The organism is Dyella sp. 05T440, assembly GCF_056395965.1.
Genome location: NZ_JBFTKN010000004.1, coordinates 180,373 through 196,649 on the forward strand (window position 1 = coordinate 180,373; position 16,277 = coordinate 196,649).

The window sequence follows — 16,277 nt, forward strand, 5'->3', positions numbered from 1 at the left end:
CGCTTGGCGGCGTACAATAAAGGTCATTCTAGATGCGCCCGGGGCTTGGTTTTCACCGATTCGCCCGCAGTTTCGGCGCTTGAGGTAAAGCCATGTCCGTACTGACCATCATCGAATTTCCCGATCCCCGCCTGCGTACCAAGGCCGAACCGGTGACCGTGTTCGACGCCGAACTCAAGCAGTTCGTGGCCGATATGTTCGAGACCATGTATGACGCCAATGGTGTCGGCCTGGCCGCTACCCAGGTGAATGTACACAAGCAGGTGCTGGTGGCCGACATGAGCGACGAGCGCAATGAGCCGCTGGCGCTGATCAATGCACGCATCATCGAGAAGGACGGCGCCCAGGTCTACCAGGAAGGCTGCCTGTCGTTCCCGGGCATTTACGCCGATGTCACCCGCGCCCTCAAGGTGAAGGTGAAAGCCAACGACGTGGACGGCAACGAGATCGAGCACGAGTTTGAAGGCCCACTGGCCGTGTGCGTGCAGCACGAGATGGATCACCTCGCCGGCAAGGTGTTCGTGGACTATCTGTCGCCGCTCAAGCGCTCCATGCTGCTCAAGCGCCTGGAAAAGCAGCGCAAGCAGGCGGCCACCGCTTGAAGCTCCGCGTCGTTTTCGCGGGCACTCCCGAATTCTCCGTACCCTGCCTTGAAGCGTGCCGTGCGAGCGGTGCGCAGGTGGTGGCGGTCTACACCCAGCCCGATCGCCCCGCCGGTCGCGGCCGCAAACTCACACCCAGCCCGGTCAAACAGGCGGCCCTGGCAGCCGACATTCCCGTCGAGCAACCCGAATCGCTGAAGTCCGACGAGGCACGCGCCACGCTGGCCGCGTACGCGCCGGACCTGATGGTGGTGGTGGCGTACGGCCTGATTCTTCCGCGCAAGGTGCTGGCCATTCCGCGCCTGGGCTGCTGGAACGTGCACGCCAGCCTGCTGCCGCGCTGGCGCGGCGCGGCGCCGATCCAGCGCGCCATCCTGGCCGGCGACAGCGAAAGCGGCGTCGACCTGATGCAGATGGAAGCCGGCCTGGATACCGGCCCGGTACTGCTGGAGCGCCGCACGCCGATCAGCGGCGAGGACACCGGCGGCTCGCTGCATGATCGCCTCTCCATGTTGGGCGCCGACGTGCTCGCCGAGGGTCTGGCGCGTGTGATGGCCGGTGAAAGCTTGGCCCCCCAGGCCCAGCCGGACGAAGGCGTCACCTACGCGCACAAGTTGGACAAGGCCGAGGCGCGACTCGACTTCACGCGACCGGCGATTGAGTTGGAGCGCCAGGTGCGCGCCTTTGATCCGTGGCCGGTGGCTGAAGGTGAAGTCGCTGGCGAAATGCTGCGAATCTGGGCCGCGCGCGCCATCGAAGGCAGCGGTGCGCCGGGTTCGGTGCTTGGCATAAGCCGCGAGGGTATCGATATCGCCTGCGGTGAAGGCGTGCTGCGGGTAACCGCGTTGCAGCGTGCGGGTGGCAAGCGCATTACGGCGGCCGATTACTTCAACGCCATGAAGACTCGCGGCCTCTAAAGATCGTCATTCCGGCGCAGGCCGGAATCCAGTAGCGGGAACCATTGGCTTTCGCGACGCCAGTGGTAAGTCTCATGAGCGCCAGCGAAAACCGAGCACTGACGCTACTGGAGTCCGGCCTGCGCCGGAATGACGAGCTAAAAAGCGCGCTTCCGTTTACCCTCGCTTCTCACCCACATCCACTACCTTCCCCTGATGACCGATACCCGCGCTCTAGCCGCCCAAGCCCTTGCCGACGTCGCCTTGCGCGGCACTTCGCTGCGCGACGCGATGGAGCGTCATGCGCCCAAGCTGGCCGACGGTCGCGATCGCGCGCTGCTGATGGCTTTGCTCAGCGATGGCGCACGCTGGTGGCTGCGGTTCGACCCCGTGCTCGATCGCCTGATGGAGAAGTCGTTGCGCCAGAAGGAGCCCGTGGTGCATGCACTGCTGGTGCTGGGACTGGTGCAACTGGAAATCCTGCAGCTGCCGGCGTATGCCGCCGTGGCCGCTACGGTGCAGGCGACGCGAGCTATGCAGCGACCGCGCATGGCAGGCCTGGTCAATGCCGTGCTGCGTCGCTGGCAACGCGAGCGCGAGACGCTGCTGGCCGAACTCGACGCCAAGCCGCAGACGCGACACGCGCATCCCCTGTGGCTGGCCAAGACGCTGGCGCGCGACTGGCCCGAGCATGCCGATGCGGTGATGGCGGCGAACAATGTCGAGCCGCCGCTGATGCTGCGCGTCAACCATCGCCGCAGTGAACGCGACTCGCTGATCGAGCGCCTGCGTACGGACGGCTATACGGCCGATGCCCATGCGTGGCTCGCTGACGGCATCGTGCTGCCGCACAGCACCGACGTTACCCGCCTGCCGGGTTTCGCCGCTGGCGAGTTCGCGGTGCAGGACGGCGCCGCGCAGATTGCCGCCGATCTTGCTGACGTGCGCGACGGCCAGCGCGTGCTCGATGCCTGCGCCGCGCCTGGCGGCAAGGCCTGCCATTTGCTGGAGCGCGCGGATCTCTCGCTCACGGCGCTGGAATTCGACGCCAGGCGCACCCAGCGCATCAGCCAGAACCTGGAACGTCTCGGCCTCAAGGCCGATATCGTCGTCGGCGATGCAGGCGAGCCTGAAGGCTGGTGGGACGGCAAGCCGTTCGATCGCATCCTGATCGATGCGCCCTGTTCGGCTGCTGGCGTGCTGCGCCGGCGGCCCGATGTACGCCTGCATCGCCGCGACAGCGACATCGCCCCGCTCGTAGCCCAGCAGAAGCGCATCCTGACGGCCCTGTGGCCGCTGCTGGCGCCGGGCGGCCGGCTGGTCTACATCACCTGTTCCATGCTGCGCGCCGAGAACGACGCCGTGGTCGGCGCCTGGCTCCAGGGCCGGTCCGATGCACGGGTCGTGGAGTTCTCCCTGCCAGTGGGACAGGCGGCGAGTGTCGGCTGGCAGGTTCTGCCCGGGGATGGCGACCTGGACGGCATGTACTATGCCGTCCTCGAGAAGGCCTGAAGGCGCCCGCAGGCGCCGCCGCTAAGCCAGGGACAAGGCCAAGGCCGTTAAGCTCGGGCCACGGCATTAAGCTATGAGTTTGCGACGCGTCCCGCCGCAGCCCCGGAATCCACCCATGTCTGTTTTTTCTCAAGCCACTCCCCTGGAACGCCGCCGATTCTGGCTGTTGCTGCTGATTGCCCTGGTGGTGATCGGCGCCGGCATGGGCCTGCGTGATCCCTGGCCGTCGGACGAACCGCGCTTTGCGCTGGCTGCCAAGCACATGGTGGAGAGCGGCGACTGGCTGTTCCCACATCGCGGCAGCGAACTGTATTCGGACAAGCCGCCGATGCTGTTCTGGCTGGAAGCTGCCAGCTATACGGTGATCCGCAGCTGGCGCATCGCCTTCCTGCTGCCTTCGCTGCTGGCGGCACTGGGTTGCCTGGCGCTGGTCTATGACCTCGGCCGCCGCCTGTGGAATCGCCAGGTCGGCTTGTATGCCGCTTCGGCCCTGCTCATCACGTTCCAGTTCGTCTACCAGACCAAACGGGCGCAGATCGATCCACTGGTGATGTTTTACATCACGGCGGCGAACTGGGGCCTGCTGGTGCATATGCTGAAAGGGCCTAACTGGCGCGCGTTCTGGTTCGGCTGTTTCTGCGCGGGGCTGGGCGTGATCACCAAGGGCGTTGGCGTGCTCGCGCTCTTCATGTTTGTGCCGTATCTGGTGGCCGCGTTTGGCCAGTGGAATGGCGTGTCGCGCATGGGTGAGGGCGCCTGGTGGCGCTGGGCATTGGGTCTGGTTGCGCTGTTGCTGGCGATGGCATTGTGGCTGGTGCCGATGCTGTTGGGCGCGAAAGCGCACGCGGGCGATCCGGCCTATGCCGCTTACGTCAACGACATCCTGTTCCACCAGACGGCCGGCCGTTACAGCAAGTCCTGGGATCACCACCACAACGCGCTGTACTACGTGCCCATCGTGCTGTTCACCTGGCTGCCGCTGTCGCTGACCTATCCGGGCACGCTGCCGCGCTGGTGGCAGTCGCTCAAGGCCAGGGACGCGCGCATCCTGTTGCCGCTGGGCTGGATCGTGCTGCTGCTGGTGTTCTTCTCGATTCCCAAGGGCAAGCGCGACGTCTACATCATGCCGGCGCTGCCGATGCTGGCGCTGGTCAGTGCGCCGTATCTGGACGAGCTGCTGCAGAAGCGCTGGCTGCGTGCGGCTGGGCTCGTCTTCATCGGCATCATGGGCGCCGCCATGCTCGGCGTGGGCGCCACGGCGCTGGTGGCGCATCCGAAGTTTGCGAGCGAGTTCGCTACGGCGCGCGGTTTTGATGATGGCGGCCATGCGCTGTGGTGGATGTTCGTCACCATCGGCGCCGTGCAACTGCTGCTGATCGCCACGCTGCGCATGCGTCGCGCTGTCGCCGCCGTCGCTGGCGGCATGGCGGCCATGTGGCTGGTGTGGAGCTTGTGGGCCTACCCCATCCTCAACGATTCCAGCTCGGCTGCCGGGCTGATGCAGGACGTGCGTGAGCGCCTGCCGGCGGGCGACCAGATCGGCATGGTGGCGTGGAAGGAACAGAACCTGCTGATGTTCAACCATCCGGCCACGGATTTCGGTTTTACGCGACCGTGGCATGAGCAGTACAGCGCTGCGGTGAAATGGCAGGCTGCGGATCCCGAGCATCGCTGGTTGTTTGCGCTGGATGGGGTGATGGCTCAGTGCGTGGATCGCAGCAAGGCGGTGAGCCTGGGGCATGCGAATCGGCGTGAGTGGTGGATGTTCAAGGCTGATGCCGTGGTGCCGGGGTGCATGCCTAGTGAGGATGTGGATCGGGTGCCGGCGGCGGCGCTGGAGGAGTGAGGGGGTTGGGTGGGTGGTGGTGGCTACGCCCACTTGCTTGAATGCGCCCTTTTTTGATCGTCATCCCGGCGCATGCCTAAATCCAAAGCTTCGGTGACTAGCTGTCGCCACGAGGCCAGCGTGCCGCCTACGCGGCGCTGTGGGAGCGCACCCTGTGCGCGACAGCCACGCTGGGGTGTATGGCTCCGTAGGCTTGTCGCGCACAGGGTGCGCTCCCACAAAGAGCTGATCGGCACCGGGCTGCATGTCCCCTTGTAGGAGCGCACTTGTGCGCGACCGCAGCGCATGGGTGTACCACTCCGTTAGGTGGTCGCGCACAAGTGCGCTCCTACAGTTGCGTTGTGGCCAGGTTGTCGGCGCGATAGAAATGCGATGCACCTCACTTCGCCCTGTTCGTCCCGGCGATCAGGTCCGACGCATGTCCAGCAGATCCTGGTAAATCTGCTCCGTTCGACCCACAAACAGCGGCAACCCAAACTCCTGCTCCGCATGCTGGCGCGCAGCTTCGCCCATCGCAGGCAGGGTGTCGCGTTGTTCGAGCAATCGCTGCACGGCGGCAGCAATCGCCGCGGGATTGCGCACGGGGACCAGCCAACCATCCTTTCCTTCGTGGATATTCTCGGGCAGCCCCGCGTAGCGGGTGAGCAGCACCGGTTTGCCCATCGCCATCATTTCGCGGCAGGCGAACGAGATGGTTTCCACGTCGTAGGACAACACGAAGCCCGCGTCGAGCGAGGCCACCATGGGGCGGGCGTCGGTCAACACGCCGGTGAAATGCACCTGATCGGACACACCAAGCGCGGCGACTCGCTCCAGTTCTGCCGTCTTGGGCGGCACGCCGGCAATCACCACGCGCACTCGACGGCGAATCTCCTCCGGCAGCATCGGCAATGCTTCCATGAGGTCCATCCAGCCTTTGTAACTCGCCGTTCCTGCGTTGCTACCGAGCACCAACACGCTTTCATCGCCACCTGTCCAATGTGCACGCTCAGCCCTGGCTTGGTCGATCGGCCACGGAGACCAACGCTCGATATCCACGCCGTTGTAGACCGTTTCCAACCTGCAGCGGCGATAGGCGGTGTGCATCAACTCGCGGCGCGTGTACTCGCACACGGCGATGACCATATCCGTGTGCCGCGCGCGCAGCGCGGCGCCCAGGCCACGGACCGGTTTGGAGTTGTGCTTGGTCCACACCAGGGCGGGACGCCTGGACGGCATGGCCGAAAGCACCAGGCGATGATCGGCGGAGCCGTTGACGTGGATCAGGTCAAAGGCTTGCTCGCGCAGATAGGAGGCTAGCTGCGCACGTGCGCGAAGTCGGGCCTTCCATTTGTTCAAGCCGTTCGGAAACGGCTGGTCCAGCACGAACACGCCGGGCAAGGCACGCGCCTCGCGATTGAGGCGGCTACCTGGCGGCGCCGCCACGTGCACCTCGTGCCGCGATGCCAGCGCCGCGGCAAGTTCGCGGATGTAGGTGGTGTGGCCGCCGCCGTCGCCGTGATGAAAATTCGTATAGAGCAGTTTCATCCCGCGTGATCGCTTTCACCGAGCAGGTCGATGTGCTGGCTGATCCCGCGCTCGCACCAGGTGATCCCTTGCGTGCGTGTCTCGTGGAAAAGCACGTTGTTCGGCAGGCTCATGTCGTCGACGTCCGGCGGGGAACGCGAGTTGTGCCAAAGGTGCACGGCAAGCGCTGCCCATTTGAGCGCGCGCCGCTTCAGGCCGGTGTTTTCAAGGCGCGCCGCCAGCTCGCGATCTTCCGCGCCGTAGCCTTCCATGCGTTCGTCGAAGCCATTGACCTTCAACAGATCGTCGCGCCAGAAACTCATGTTGCAGCTCATCACTCGCCCACCGTTGCGCGAGCGGGACTTCCATCGCGCCAGCCACGGTGCACGGAAGGCGTAGAGCTTTTTGGTGCCGTCGAACTCGTCGAAGTGCGCCGTGGACCACGGCGCAAAGACCGGCGCCTTGCCTTCCAGCAGCCGCTGCGATTCCCCAGCGGTGGCCTTGATGCGTCCGCCTTGCAGGAAACAGCCACGCTCGGCCAGCATCAGATGATCAGCGATGAAGTGCGGCTCGATCAGCATGTCGCCGTCGAGCAGGATCACATAGTCGCCCCGACTGGCGGCAATGCCGCGATTGCGCGCACGCGCCGCCCGAAACCCGTGATCTTCCTGCCACAGGTGGCGCAGCGGCACCGGGAACGTCGCCGCCATGCGCTTGACCAAGACAGCGGTCTCTTCGCTCGAGCCATCATCGGCCACGATGACTTCGCAAGGCAGCTGGGTCTGGCGGGCCAGGCCTTCGAGCATGCGCTCAAGCGCCTGTGGCCAGTTGTAAGTCAGCAGGATCACGCTGACCTTGAGCTCCAGTCCGGCGCTCATATGCCAGCAGCCCCGCGCGACATCACGCTCCCGCCTTGCCGCTGTTGCGACGGCCGTGCCGGAGGATGGATACGGTGCGCTCCACCCGCTTGAGCCAGCCCGCCGTGCCGCGCCGGAACGCAATGCCGGCATAGCGCCAGGCCTCATCCATGCCTGCCGCCGGCTTGCTGCGGAACTCGGCCTTGGCCAGGTCCAGCGTATGGACGTCCATATGCATGCGCTCGGCGTAGTGATTGATCAGCGTGCGCGAGCGGAACAGGTTGGCGAACTGGTTCTCGCGATCGCGTGCGTGCCACCAGCCGTTGGCGCCATGGACGCGGTAATGGACCATGCCCGTGGGCAGGTAATACTTGTGCGCACCCAGCACGCTGGTGCCGAACACCAGGCAGTTATCGGCCGAAATGCGCCACGTCGTGAGAAACGTATGCGGCAGATCCAGCACCCGCTGCGCCCACATGCGCCGCATCGACAAGGCCGATGTGGCAGCGCCGTACCAGTAGGCCGTCACCCAGGTGCTGATGGCGGTATAGCCCAGATCGGTCGCTCGATCCGCGTAGCCGACGATGCCCTGCTCATTGCCGAACAAGTTGACATCGGTGAACACGAAATCGATATCCCGGCGACTGTCGTACACCTCGCCGATGCGCGCCAGGTAATCCTTGTCCCAATGATCGTCGGCATCGAGAAAACACACGATGTCGCCGGTGACGCCTTCCATGCCTTTGACGAACGCCGAAAGCTGGCCGCCATTGCTCACGCAGCGCAGCGTCACGCGCTCGTCGTTGCCGTAGCGCTCGGCCAGCCAGGCGGCCGAACCATCGGTGGAGCCGTCGTCCATCACGATGACCTGGGCGGCGGCGCGCGTCTGCGCCAGCACGCTGTCGATCGCCTCGCCGACGTAGTCGCGGTAGTTGTAGTTGGTGATGATGACGCTGAAGGTCAGAGCCTTCATGCAGCCACCTCTCCCTTCAGCAGCTGACGGAAATAGGCAATGGTTTCGCGCAGGCCGTCGTCCAGGCTCACGCGCGGCTCCCAGCCGAGCTTTTCCTTGGCCAGCGCGATATCCGGCTGGCGCTGGCGCGGATCGTCCGAGGGCAGCGGGCGGAACACCAGCCTGGATTTGCCGCCGACCAGCGCAATCACACGCTCGGCCAGTTGCAGCATGGTGTGCTCGACCGGGTTGCCGATGTTCACCGGGCCGACGAAGCCGGCCTCGCTGTTCATCATGCGGGTGATCACTTCGATCAGGTCGTCGACATAGCAGAAGCTGCGCGTCTGGCTGCCATCGCCATAGATGGTGATGTCCTCGCCGCGAAGCGCCTGCACGATGAAGTTGCTGACCACGCGCCCATCGTTCGGATGCATGCGCGGGCCGTAGGTATTGAAGATGCGCACCACCTTGATGTCCAGGTTGTGCTGGCGGTGGTAGTCGAAGAACAGCGTTTCGGCGCAGCGCTTGCCTTCGTCATAGCAGCTGCGGAAGCCGATGGGATTGACGCGGCCCCAATAGTCCTCGCGCTGCGGATGGACTTCCGGATCGCCATACACTTCGCTGGTCGACGCCTGCAGGATGCGTGCGCCGGTACGCTTGGCCAGGCCGAGCATATTGATCGCGCCGTGCACGCTGGTCTTGGTGGTCTGCACCGGATCGTGCTGGTAATGCACCGGCGAGGCAGGGCAGGCGAAATTGAAGATGCGGTCCACTTCCACGTAGAGCGGGAAGGTCACGTCGTGCCGCATCATCTCGAAGTACGGGTGATCGAGCAGGTGCGCGATGTTCTGCTTGCTGCCGGTAAAGAAGTTGTCCACGCACAGCACGTCATGGCCGTCGCGCAGCAACCGGTCGCACAGATGGGAACCGAGAAAGCCCGCACCGCCGGTAACCAACACCTTGTTCATCGAGATCCCCGAATCCCCAACACGTCGGGGTACTTTAGTTTCAATGGATGGAAATTGCCGGCTTGGCCCGGTCACCCGCGAGCAGGCCCACGACCAGACCCATCGGCAGCCAGATCAGCAGCCATGCCGGCCGCGGGCTGTCGAGCATCTGCGGCATATCGAACTGGAGTACGACCGAGGCGTAAACCCAGATGGTCAGGACCAGCCGACCCTGCAGGGTGCCGCGATGGCGCCAGCCTTGCCAGCCGAGCATGAGCCACATGGCGACGGTCAGCAGCAGGCCCGGCAGGCCCAGCTCGACAGTGACCTGGGTCAGAAGGTTATGCGTGTGCGTGTAGGCCGCACCGTTGACGAGCAGGCTGATGGGAGCACCTTGGCCCAGTCCCAGCAGGGGATGCTGGGCGACCAGATGCATCGCCTGCATGGCCAGCTCCGGGCGCAAAGACGTGCCGCGTACAGTCAGCATGGACGCTGGCCACAGCAACATGACCGCCGCCAGCACGACCACGGTCACCGCCACCCAGCGATGGATGCGGCCCGGCTGCCACAACGGCATCAGCAGGATGGCCAGCGCCAAAGCCATCCACACGCTGCGTGTCTGGGTGAGCCCGACGAACAGAAGCAGCACGGCCATCGCCACATAACGTGCGATGGACCAGCGACGGTCGTCGATATCGAGCTGGCTGAGCCAAAGCGCCACCACCCCCATCAGCGCCGCCGCGTAATTGGCGGTGGCGATCGTCCCCTCGCCGACGATACGGCCATCTTCCATGGGAGCGCGCACAAAGCTGATGCAGTAGTAGATCGCGCAAGCCCCGATGGCCAGGCCGGCGGCCAGCAGCAGATGGCGGATGCGCGACACGTCGTTGGCGGCATAGGCATGCCAGCCCAGCACGAATGCCAGCACGCTGATCAGGCGGCCGACCTCGTCCCCCGCATGGGGTATGTGGCCCCAGCTCAAGGAGAGCAGCGCCCAAGCCAGCAACGCCAGGAACACCCGGAACACCGGCAGCGGCCAAAGTTCGCGCCATACCCGCGCGCCCTGCGAGAAGGACAGCGCCAGGGCGGGCAGGTAGAGCAACACGATCAGGCTGGTCTGGTAGGGCTTGCCGGGATTGAACGACACGCCGGCCGGCATGATGACCATCCCCAGCATCATCCAGACGATGCCCACGCCAAGAATCGTGCGCGTAATGGCCCGGCTCTTCGGCTGAACGTCGGTTTTCAATGGGATCGCCCTGCTTCTCATACTGCCTGCTTGCCTGTTCGTTACTGCGGCCCGGGCGGACCCGAAACCGGTCTATTTTCGGCTTTGCTCCGCCCAAAGTCAGCAGAATAGTGCACGGTTCCAGCTGAAACTGAGCCGACCGCGACCCTGTCGGCTAACGCCGACCGGGGCCTCCCGGAGGACCAAGCCTGCCGGCGAATACCGGTAGAATTCACTTTATGCCTACCTTTTCCCTCACCCTCGTGGTCATGACGTACAACGAGGCGAAGCATATTGGCCGCTGTCTGGATAGCGTGCCCTTCGCCAGTGAAAAACTTGTGGTCGACAGCGGGAGTACCGATGACACGGTAGCCATCGCGCAGGCCCACGGTGCACGGGTGGTGCACCAGCCGTGGCTGGGCTTCGGGCCGCAGCGCAATTTCGCTACGACGCAGTGCAGCAATGACTGGGTGCTGGCGCTCGACGCCGATGAGTACCTCTCGCCCGAACTGGCGGCCGAACTGGAGCAGCGGCTGCCCAAGCTGATGGCCAGCAATCTTTGCGCGGCCTACCTGCGTCGCTCCACCATCTTCATGGGCGAGCGCATGCGCTGGTACCTGCCGGGCCGTGGCGAGAAAATGGCCCGCCTGTACCACCGCGACCGCGCGCGCTGGGCCGATGTGCGCGTGCACGAGTCGCTGCGTTTCGATGGACCTTCCGTGCTGCTGAAAGAAGTGTTCAACCACGAGAACAACCCGAGCCTGCCCGAGAAACAGATCAAGGTGCTGCGCTACGCCGAACTCAAATGCCGTGACTGGCTGCAGAAGAACAAGCCGGTGCGCATGTGGCAGACGCCCTTCGTGTATCTGCTGGCCTTCGTGAAGGATTACTTCCTGCGGCTGGCCTTCCTCGATGGCTGGCGTGGCTTTGTGATCGCGCAGACAGGCGCCTCGTATGCCGCTTACAAACGCATGCGTTACTACGAGATGCGCCGCAATCCCGCGTCGCTGCAGACGGCCACCGACGCCCTGATCCGCCATGGCATCGATCGATGAGTAAAGACCCCGCTCTGAGAGAGCATTACTTGTTGTATGGCTCCGAGCGCTATGCGCTGGCCATCCTGCGTCCGATCCAGGACGCGATCCGCGCCCGCGGCGACGAGGCCGCCTGGTTCTTCGACGGTCCCGGCGCCGAAGACCTGGTGGAAGGCGAGCGCGCGCTGACGGTGGAAGAAGTGCGCGCGTGGAAGCCGCGGGCCGTGATCACCTCCAGCAATGCGGTGCCGCATTTCTTTCCCGGCGTGAAGGTGGAAACCTTCCACGGCTTCGATGCGGGCAAGCCGCGACATATCTATATCCGCGGCTTCTTCGATCTGTACTGCACCACCGGTCCGCGCGACACGGCGCAGTTCCAGGCCATCGCCGATCGCGTCGGCCACTTCAGCGTGGTGGAGACCGGCTTTCCCAAGCTGGACCCCTTCATGCGCGAAATCACCGGACCGATCCCGCCGGTGCGCCAGCCGCCGGTGATCCTGTACCACTCCACCTTCTCGCCGTCCTGGAGCGCCGCCGAAACGCTGTATGAGGAAGTCAAACGCCTCTCGCGCGACGGGCGCTGGCGCTGGATCGTGACCTTCCATCCGAAGATGGAGCCGGCCACGGTGGCCAAGTACAAGGCGCTGCAGAACGAGCACCTGACGTTCGCCGAGAACGACAACATCCTCGAGCTGTTTCCGCAGGTGGACATGATGTGCTCGGACACGTCCTCCGCACTCAATGAATTCCTGCTCACCGGCAAGCCCGTGGTGACCTTCAAGAACCGCCGGCCGGGTCCGCAGCTGATCGATATCGACCAGGTGTCCCAGTTCGAGCCGGCAATCGAGCGCGCGCTGTCGCGACCGGCCGAGCTGATGCAGGCCATCCATGAGTACGGCGAGGCCATCCATCCGTATCGCGATGGCCACTCGGCTGAGCGCATCCTCAAGGCGATCGACGGCTTCATCGCCGCCGGCGGCCGCAACCGTCGCCCTAAGCCTCGGAATTTCTGGCGAAAACTGAAAATCCGCCGGCGGATCGGCTATTGGGGACCGGCCCGCTACTGAGCCCAGCCCCGGCCGCGCGGCGGCCGGGTCAGCGTGGAGCAGGGGCGGCTCGGGCTAGAATTGTTTCAATCCCATAAAGAAGACTGCCCGTGGCATCCAGCAGCTATAGCCGCTCAGAACACCTGCGCTCCCTCTGGCCATGGCTGCCGCTGTGGACCCTGGCCGCGTTGCTGGCGATCTTCTCGCACGGCCCGATGCCGCTGTATTCCACCCGCACGCTCGCGGTGGCCTGGGAGATGTGGATTCACCACGACTGGCTGGTGCCGCACATCAATGGCGCGCCCTACAGCGAGAAGGTGCCGCTGCTGTTCTGGATGATCCACGCCGGCTGGCTGGTGACCGGCGTCAACGACATCTGGCCGCGTGTGCTTGAGGTGATCTTCGGCGGCACCCAGCTGGTGCTGGTGTCGGTGCTGGCGCAGCGCCTGTTTCCGAACCGCCCGTGGGTGGCCAAGGGCGCGCCGTGGATCCTGCTGGCGCTCGGTTATGCGTTCCTGTTCGGCCTGCAGATCATGTACGAGGTGCTGCTGGCGGTCTGGGTGCTGGCTGCGCTGCTTTGCCTGACACCCAAGCGGGACCGCGCGGAGCCGCGCTGGCTGCTGTTTGGCCTGTGCGTGGGCGCGGGCCTGCTGACCAAGGGCCCGGTGATGTTTCTGCACGTGGCCTTTCCCTTCCTGCTCGGCCCGCTGTGGAACGACTGGGCGCGCGACAACCGCGTGCGCTGGTACGGCCGCGGCGTGCTGGCGCTGCTGCTGGGCGGTGCGATGCTATTGGCTTGGGCGCTGCCTGCCGGCTTCGCGGGCGGTGAGGCTTACCGCCAACGCCTGTTCTTCACCCAGACCGCCGGCCGCGTGGTGAACGCGTTCGATCACGCACGCCCGTTCTGGTGGTACGTGCCGATGATCCCGGCGCTGCTGTTCCCGTTCAGCGGATGGCCGCGCGCCTGGGTGGCGCTCGCCACGCTGCGCCGCCCGCTCGATAGCGGCCTGCGTTTTGCGCTGTGCTGGCTGGTGCCGGTGATCGTGGTGTTCTCCTTCATCAGCGGCAAGCAGCTGTATTACCCGCTGCCGGAATTTGCGGGCGCGGCCCTGCTCGTCGCCGGCGCCATCGCGGCCTTGCGCGATCAGCGTCCGAAGCTCGCCGACAACCCCTGGCTGGGTACCTGGCCGCTGGGCGTGGGCGGCATCCTGTTCGGCATCTTCCTGTTCGTGTTGCCGGTGCTGGTATCGCACAACGACCTGCATGGCGAATGGTTCGACACGACCCAGCGCTACAGCCGCTTCTTCAGCGTGGTGTTTGTGCTGCTGGGCGTGTTGCTCTTGTTGCGCGGTCGCGGCGAGCTGCGGCGCCTGGCGTTTGCCGGCCTGGTCGGCACGCTGGCGCTCAATACGCTGTTCACCCTCACCATGTGGCAGAACTTCGACCTGCGGCCGTCGGCCCAGTTGCTCGGCGCGGCCGATGCGCAAAACCAGGCCCTGGGCTTGCTGGGCAATTACGAAGGCCAGTTCCATTTCGCCGGCCGCCTGACCCACAGCATCGAGCGCCTGTACGAAGGCAAGTCCCTGCAGACGTTCGCGCAGGAACACCCCGATGGGCTGATCGTGGAGCATCCGGACAAGCTCACCAACGATGCGCTGCGCTATGCGCTGCTGGTGCAGCCGTTCCGCTCGGGCTGGGTGGTGATCTGGCCGGCCAAGTCGCTGGCCGAACTACGTCTCGGCCGCGTACCGCCTGAGCCGCTGCACCCGACCCGGGTCTACCAGGTCGACCCCTGGCGCTCCCGCGCCCTGCAATGAACGACGCACTGATCGCCAACCTGCGCGCGCAGTGCGGCGGTCCGCGCGATGGCGCCTTGCTGCGCTTTTCGCTGGGCAATGCGCTGCTGGCGGCAGGCGATGCCGCCGGGTCGATACCGGAGTTTCGCCAGGCGCTGGCCTTCGACGCCCACTATTCCGCCGCGTGGAAGCTGCTGGGCAAGGCATGCCTTGCCGTCGATGACCAAGCCGGCGCCGCCGATGCGTGGCGCCAGGGCATCAGCGTCGCCCAGGCGCGCGGCGACAAGCAGGCCGAGAAGGAAATGACGGTGTTTTTGCGGCGGCTGGAAAAGCAGGGCTGAGCAACCGCCCGCATCTGCCGTGCGGCGAGATATTTGTGGGAGCGCACCCTGTGCGCGACAAGCCTACGGGGCGGTAACGACCAGGCGCCCATGTCGCGCACGGGGTGCGCTCCCACAGGTGGGATGCCGCGCAAGTGATTCAGTCGTACGGGCTTTTCCAGGTGTCCGCCGAGAAACGCTTGTACTGCCACTGGTACTGCGAGAAGGCCAGCTCCACGCACTGTTCCACGCCTTGATTTAGCGCCCGGCAACCGATCGCGAGGTCCGCATCGGCCAGACCTTCCGGCGCCGGCAGCAGATGGATGCGAAAACCTTCGCCCTTGGGCAAGCGCTCGGCAAAGGCGAACAGCACGGTCGCACCGGTGCGCGCGGCCAGCCGCGGCAACAACACCATGGTCAGCGCATCCTGGCCGAAGAACGGCGCCACTTCGCCTTCGCCGGCACGCGGCTTCTGGTCCGGCAGGATGCCCACCGTGCCACCGGCAGCCAGTCGCTTGTACAAGGTGCGCACGCCGGCGCCTTCGGCACGCACCTGCTCCGGCGCCAGCGCGCCGCGCACCTTGCGCAGCAGGCCTTCGATCGCGGCAATGCGCGGCGGGCGATACAGGATCGCCATCGGCGTCTTGCGGCACAGCCAATAGTTGAGCAACTCCCAGCAACCCAGGTGCGGCGCCGCGATGATCACGCCCTTGCCCGACTCCAGCGCGGCATCGAACAGCGCCTCGCCACGGACCTCGCGCACCAGGTCGAGCGCACGCTCGGCATCGTTGCCCCAGATCCAGGTGATCTCGGTGGCGGAGCGGCCGGCGTCCTCCATCACTTCGCGCAGCAAGGCGGCATGCGCGCGCTTGTCCAGGCCGGGCCGGGTCAGCTGCAAGTTCACCGAGGTGTTGTGCGCGGTGCGCGTGTGCAGGGCCAGCGAGAGGCGGCCGATGGCGGCGCCCAGGGCATGCAGCGTGCGCAGCGGCAGCCGTCCAAACAGGCGCAGGAGGAGATAGAGGAGGGTGATGTCGAATCGCATGAGCGACGCAGTGTAACCGCCCGCGTCGCCGGTTCACGGGTCAACGACATGCGGCCCGGTTACGTTCTTCGCCCCAGGGCATGCTCTACAACTTTCGCAGGCTATGCGTCGGCGATAGTCAGGCCCTAAGCTTCCGCCGTCTCCGGCCGTTACCACTTTCGATGATCGCCCTGATCCAGCGTGTCCTGTCAGCCCGTGTCGATGTCGAAAACACCACCGTCGGGGCCATTGGCCCCGGCCTGCTTGCGCTGGTGGCGGTGCAGCCCGGCGACGACGAACCGCGCACCAGGCGCATGCTCGAACGCCTGCTGGGTTACCGCGTGTTTGCCGACGCGCAGGGCCGCATGAACCGCTCCCTGGCCGACACCGGCGGCGAGCTGCTGCTGGTCAGCCAGTTCACCCTGGCCGCCGACACCCGTTCGGGCATGCGCCCCAGCTTCACCAGCGCCGCGACGCCCGAGGAGGGCCGCCGCTGGTTCGACCGGCTGGTGGAACTGGCCCGCGGAACGCACCCCAGGGTGGAAATCGGGCAGTTCGGCGCCCATATGAAGGTACATCTGGTCAACGACGGCCCAGTCACCTTCTGGCTGGAGACCCCATGACGCCTGCACCCCGGCGATCTCGACCAAAGACGAAAAAATCCTCGGAAGATGCCGATTTGGCGCGATTTTTGCGTGTCGGCGCTACCGATTT

Annotated in this window: 15 protein-coding genes; 9 read left to right on the plus strand and 6 right to left on the minus strand. The window is 65.3% G+C overall.

What is annotated here, in order from left to right:
- Positions 1–92 precede the first annotated feature (92 nt).
- From def to AC1DE1_RS06490, 4 genes are all read left to right on the plus strand, one after another.
- Positions 93–602 (plus strand): peptide deformylase, encoded by a 510-nt coding sequence (def, locus tag AC1DE1_RS06475; protein ID WP_441601916.1) that lies wholly within the window; start codon positions 93–95, stop codon positions 600–602.
- Positions 599–1,519, plus strand: coding sequence for a methionyl-tRNA formyltransferase (fmt, locus tag AC1DE1_RS06480; protein ID WP_441601915.1), 921 nt, complete (start codon positions 599–601; stop codon positions 1,517–1,519). Before def ends, fmt begins: the two co-directional genes overlap by 4 nt.
- Before the next feature lie 192 nt (positions 1,520–1,711).
- Entirely contained in the window at positions 1,712–3,010 is a 1,299-nt protein-coding gene (gene rsmB, locus AC1DE1_RS06485) for a 16S rRNA (cytosine(967)-C(5))-methyltransferase RsmB (protein ID WP_477176607.1), read from the plus strand.
- 115 nt (positions 3,011–3,125) lie between these two features.
- Entirely contained in the window at positions 3,126–4,856 is a 1,731-nt protein-coding gene (locus tag AC1DE1_RS06490) for an ArnT family glycosyltransferase (RefSeq protein ID WP_477176599.1), read from the plus strand.
- A 405-nt stretch (positions 4,857–5,261) separates the two neighbouring features.
- Here AC1DE1_RS06490 and AC1DE1_RS06495 read toward each other — a convergent pair whose 3' ends face one another.
- The 5 genes from AC1DE1_RS06495 to AC1DE1_RS06515 are packed head-to-tail and all read right to left on the minus strand — an operon-like array spanning position 5,262 to position 10,367.
- Positions 5,262–6,383, minus strand: coding sequence for a glycosyltransferase family 4 protein (locus AC1DE1_RS06495; RefSeq protein ID WP_477176598.1), 1,122 nt, complete (start codon positions 6,381–6,383; stop codon positions 5,262–5,264).
- Positions 6,380–7,240 (minus strand): glycosyltransferase family 2 protein, encoded by an 861-nt coding sequence (locus tag AC1DE1_RS06500; protein ID WP_477176597.1) that lies wholly within the window; start codon positions 7,238–7,240, stop codon positions 6,380–6,382. Before AC1DE1_RS06500 ends, AC1DE1_RS06495 begins: the two co-directional genes overlap by 4 nt.
- Before the next feature lie 22 nt (positions 7,241–7,262).
- Positions 7,263–8,192 carry a glycosyltransferase family 2 protein gene (locus tag AC1DE1_RS06505; protein WP_441601911.1) on the minus strand — a complete coding sequence of 310 codons (930 nt, stop codon included), beginning with the start codon at positions 8,190–8,192 and terminating at the stop codon, positions 7,263–7,265.
- Entirely contained in the window at positions 8,189–9,139 is a 951-nt protein-coding gene (locus tag AC1DE1_RS06510; RefSeq protein WP_441601910.1) for a UDP-glucuronic acid decarboxylase family protein, read from the minus strand. Before AC1DE1_RS06510 ends, AC1DE1_RS06505 begins: the two co-directional genes overlap by 4 nt.
- A gap of 40 nt (positions 9,140–9,179) precedes the next feature.
- The gene (locus tag AC1DE1_RS06515) at positions 9,180–10,367 is read right to left on the minus strand and encodes an O-antigen ligase family protein (RefSeq protein WP_477176596.1); all 1,188 of its coding nucleotides are present in this window, start codon (positions 10,365–10,367) and stop codon (positions 9,180–9,182) included.
- 218 nt (positions 10,368–10,585) lie between these two features.
- On the opposite strand from AC1DE1_RS06515, the gene AC1DE1_RS06520 reads away from it, so the two are divergent.
- The 4 genes from AC1DE1_RS06520 to AC1DE1_RS06535 all read left to right on the plus strand — a co-directional run bounded on the left by AC1DE1_RS06520 (position 10,586) and on the right by AC1DE1_RS06535 (position 14,563).
- Positions 10,586–11,401 (plus strand): glycosyltransferase family 2 protein, encoded by an 816-nt coding sequence (locus tag AC1DE1_RS06520; protein ID WP_441601908.1) that lies wholly within the window; start codon positions 10,586–10,588, stop codon positions 11,399–11,401.
- Positions 11,398–12,447 (plus strand): UDP-N-acetylglucosamine 2-epimerase, encoded by a 1,050-nt coding sequence (locus AC1DE1_RS06525; protein WP_477176595.1) that lies wholly within the window; start codon positions 11,398–11,400, stop codon positions 12,445–12,447. Before AC1DE1_RS06520 ends, AC1DE1_RS06525 begins: the two co-directional genes overlap by 4 nt.
- 89 nt (positions 12,448–12,536) lie before the next feature.
- On the plus strand, positions 12,537–14,243 hold the full coding sequence (locus AC1DE1_RS06530) for an ArnT family glycosyltransferase (RefSeq protein ID WP_477176594.1): 1,707 nt from the start codon (positions 12,537–12,539) through the stop codon (positions 14,241–14,243).
- Complete coding sequence (locus tag AC1DE1_RS06535; protein WP_477176593.1) at positions 14,240–14,563, plus strand: hypothetical protein; 324 nt, start codon at positions 14,240–14,242, stop codon at positions 14,561–14,563. The genes AC1DE1_RS06530 and AC1DE1_RS06535 overlap by 4 nt, the downstream gene beginning before the upstream one ends.
- 139 nt (positions 14,564–14,702) lie before the next feature.
- Here the strand turns inward: AC1DE1_RS06535 and AC1DE1_RS06540 are convergent, their stop codons facing one another.
- Entirely contained in the window at positions 14,703–15,584 is an 882-nt protein-coding gene (locus AC1DE1_RS06540) for an LpxL/LpxP family acyltransferase (RefSeq protein WP_477176592.1), read from the minus strand.
- Positions 15,585–15,745: 161 nt separating this feature from the next.
- Between AC1DE1_RS06540 and dtd the strand changes: the two genes are divergently transcribed.
- Entirely contained in the window at positions 15,746–16,186 is a 441-nt protein-coding gene (gene dtd / locus AC1DE1_RS06545) for a D-aminoacyl-tRNA deacylase (RefSeq protein ID WP_477176591.1), read from the plus strand.
- Positions 16,187–16,277 lie beyond the last annotated feature (91 nt).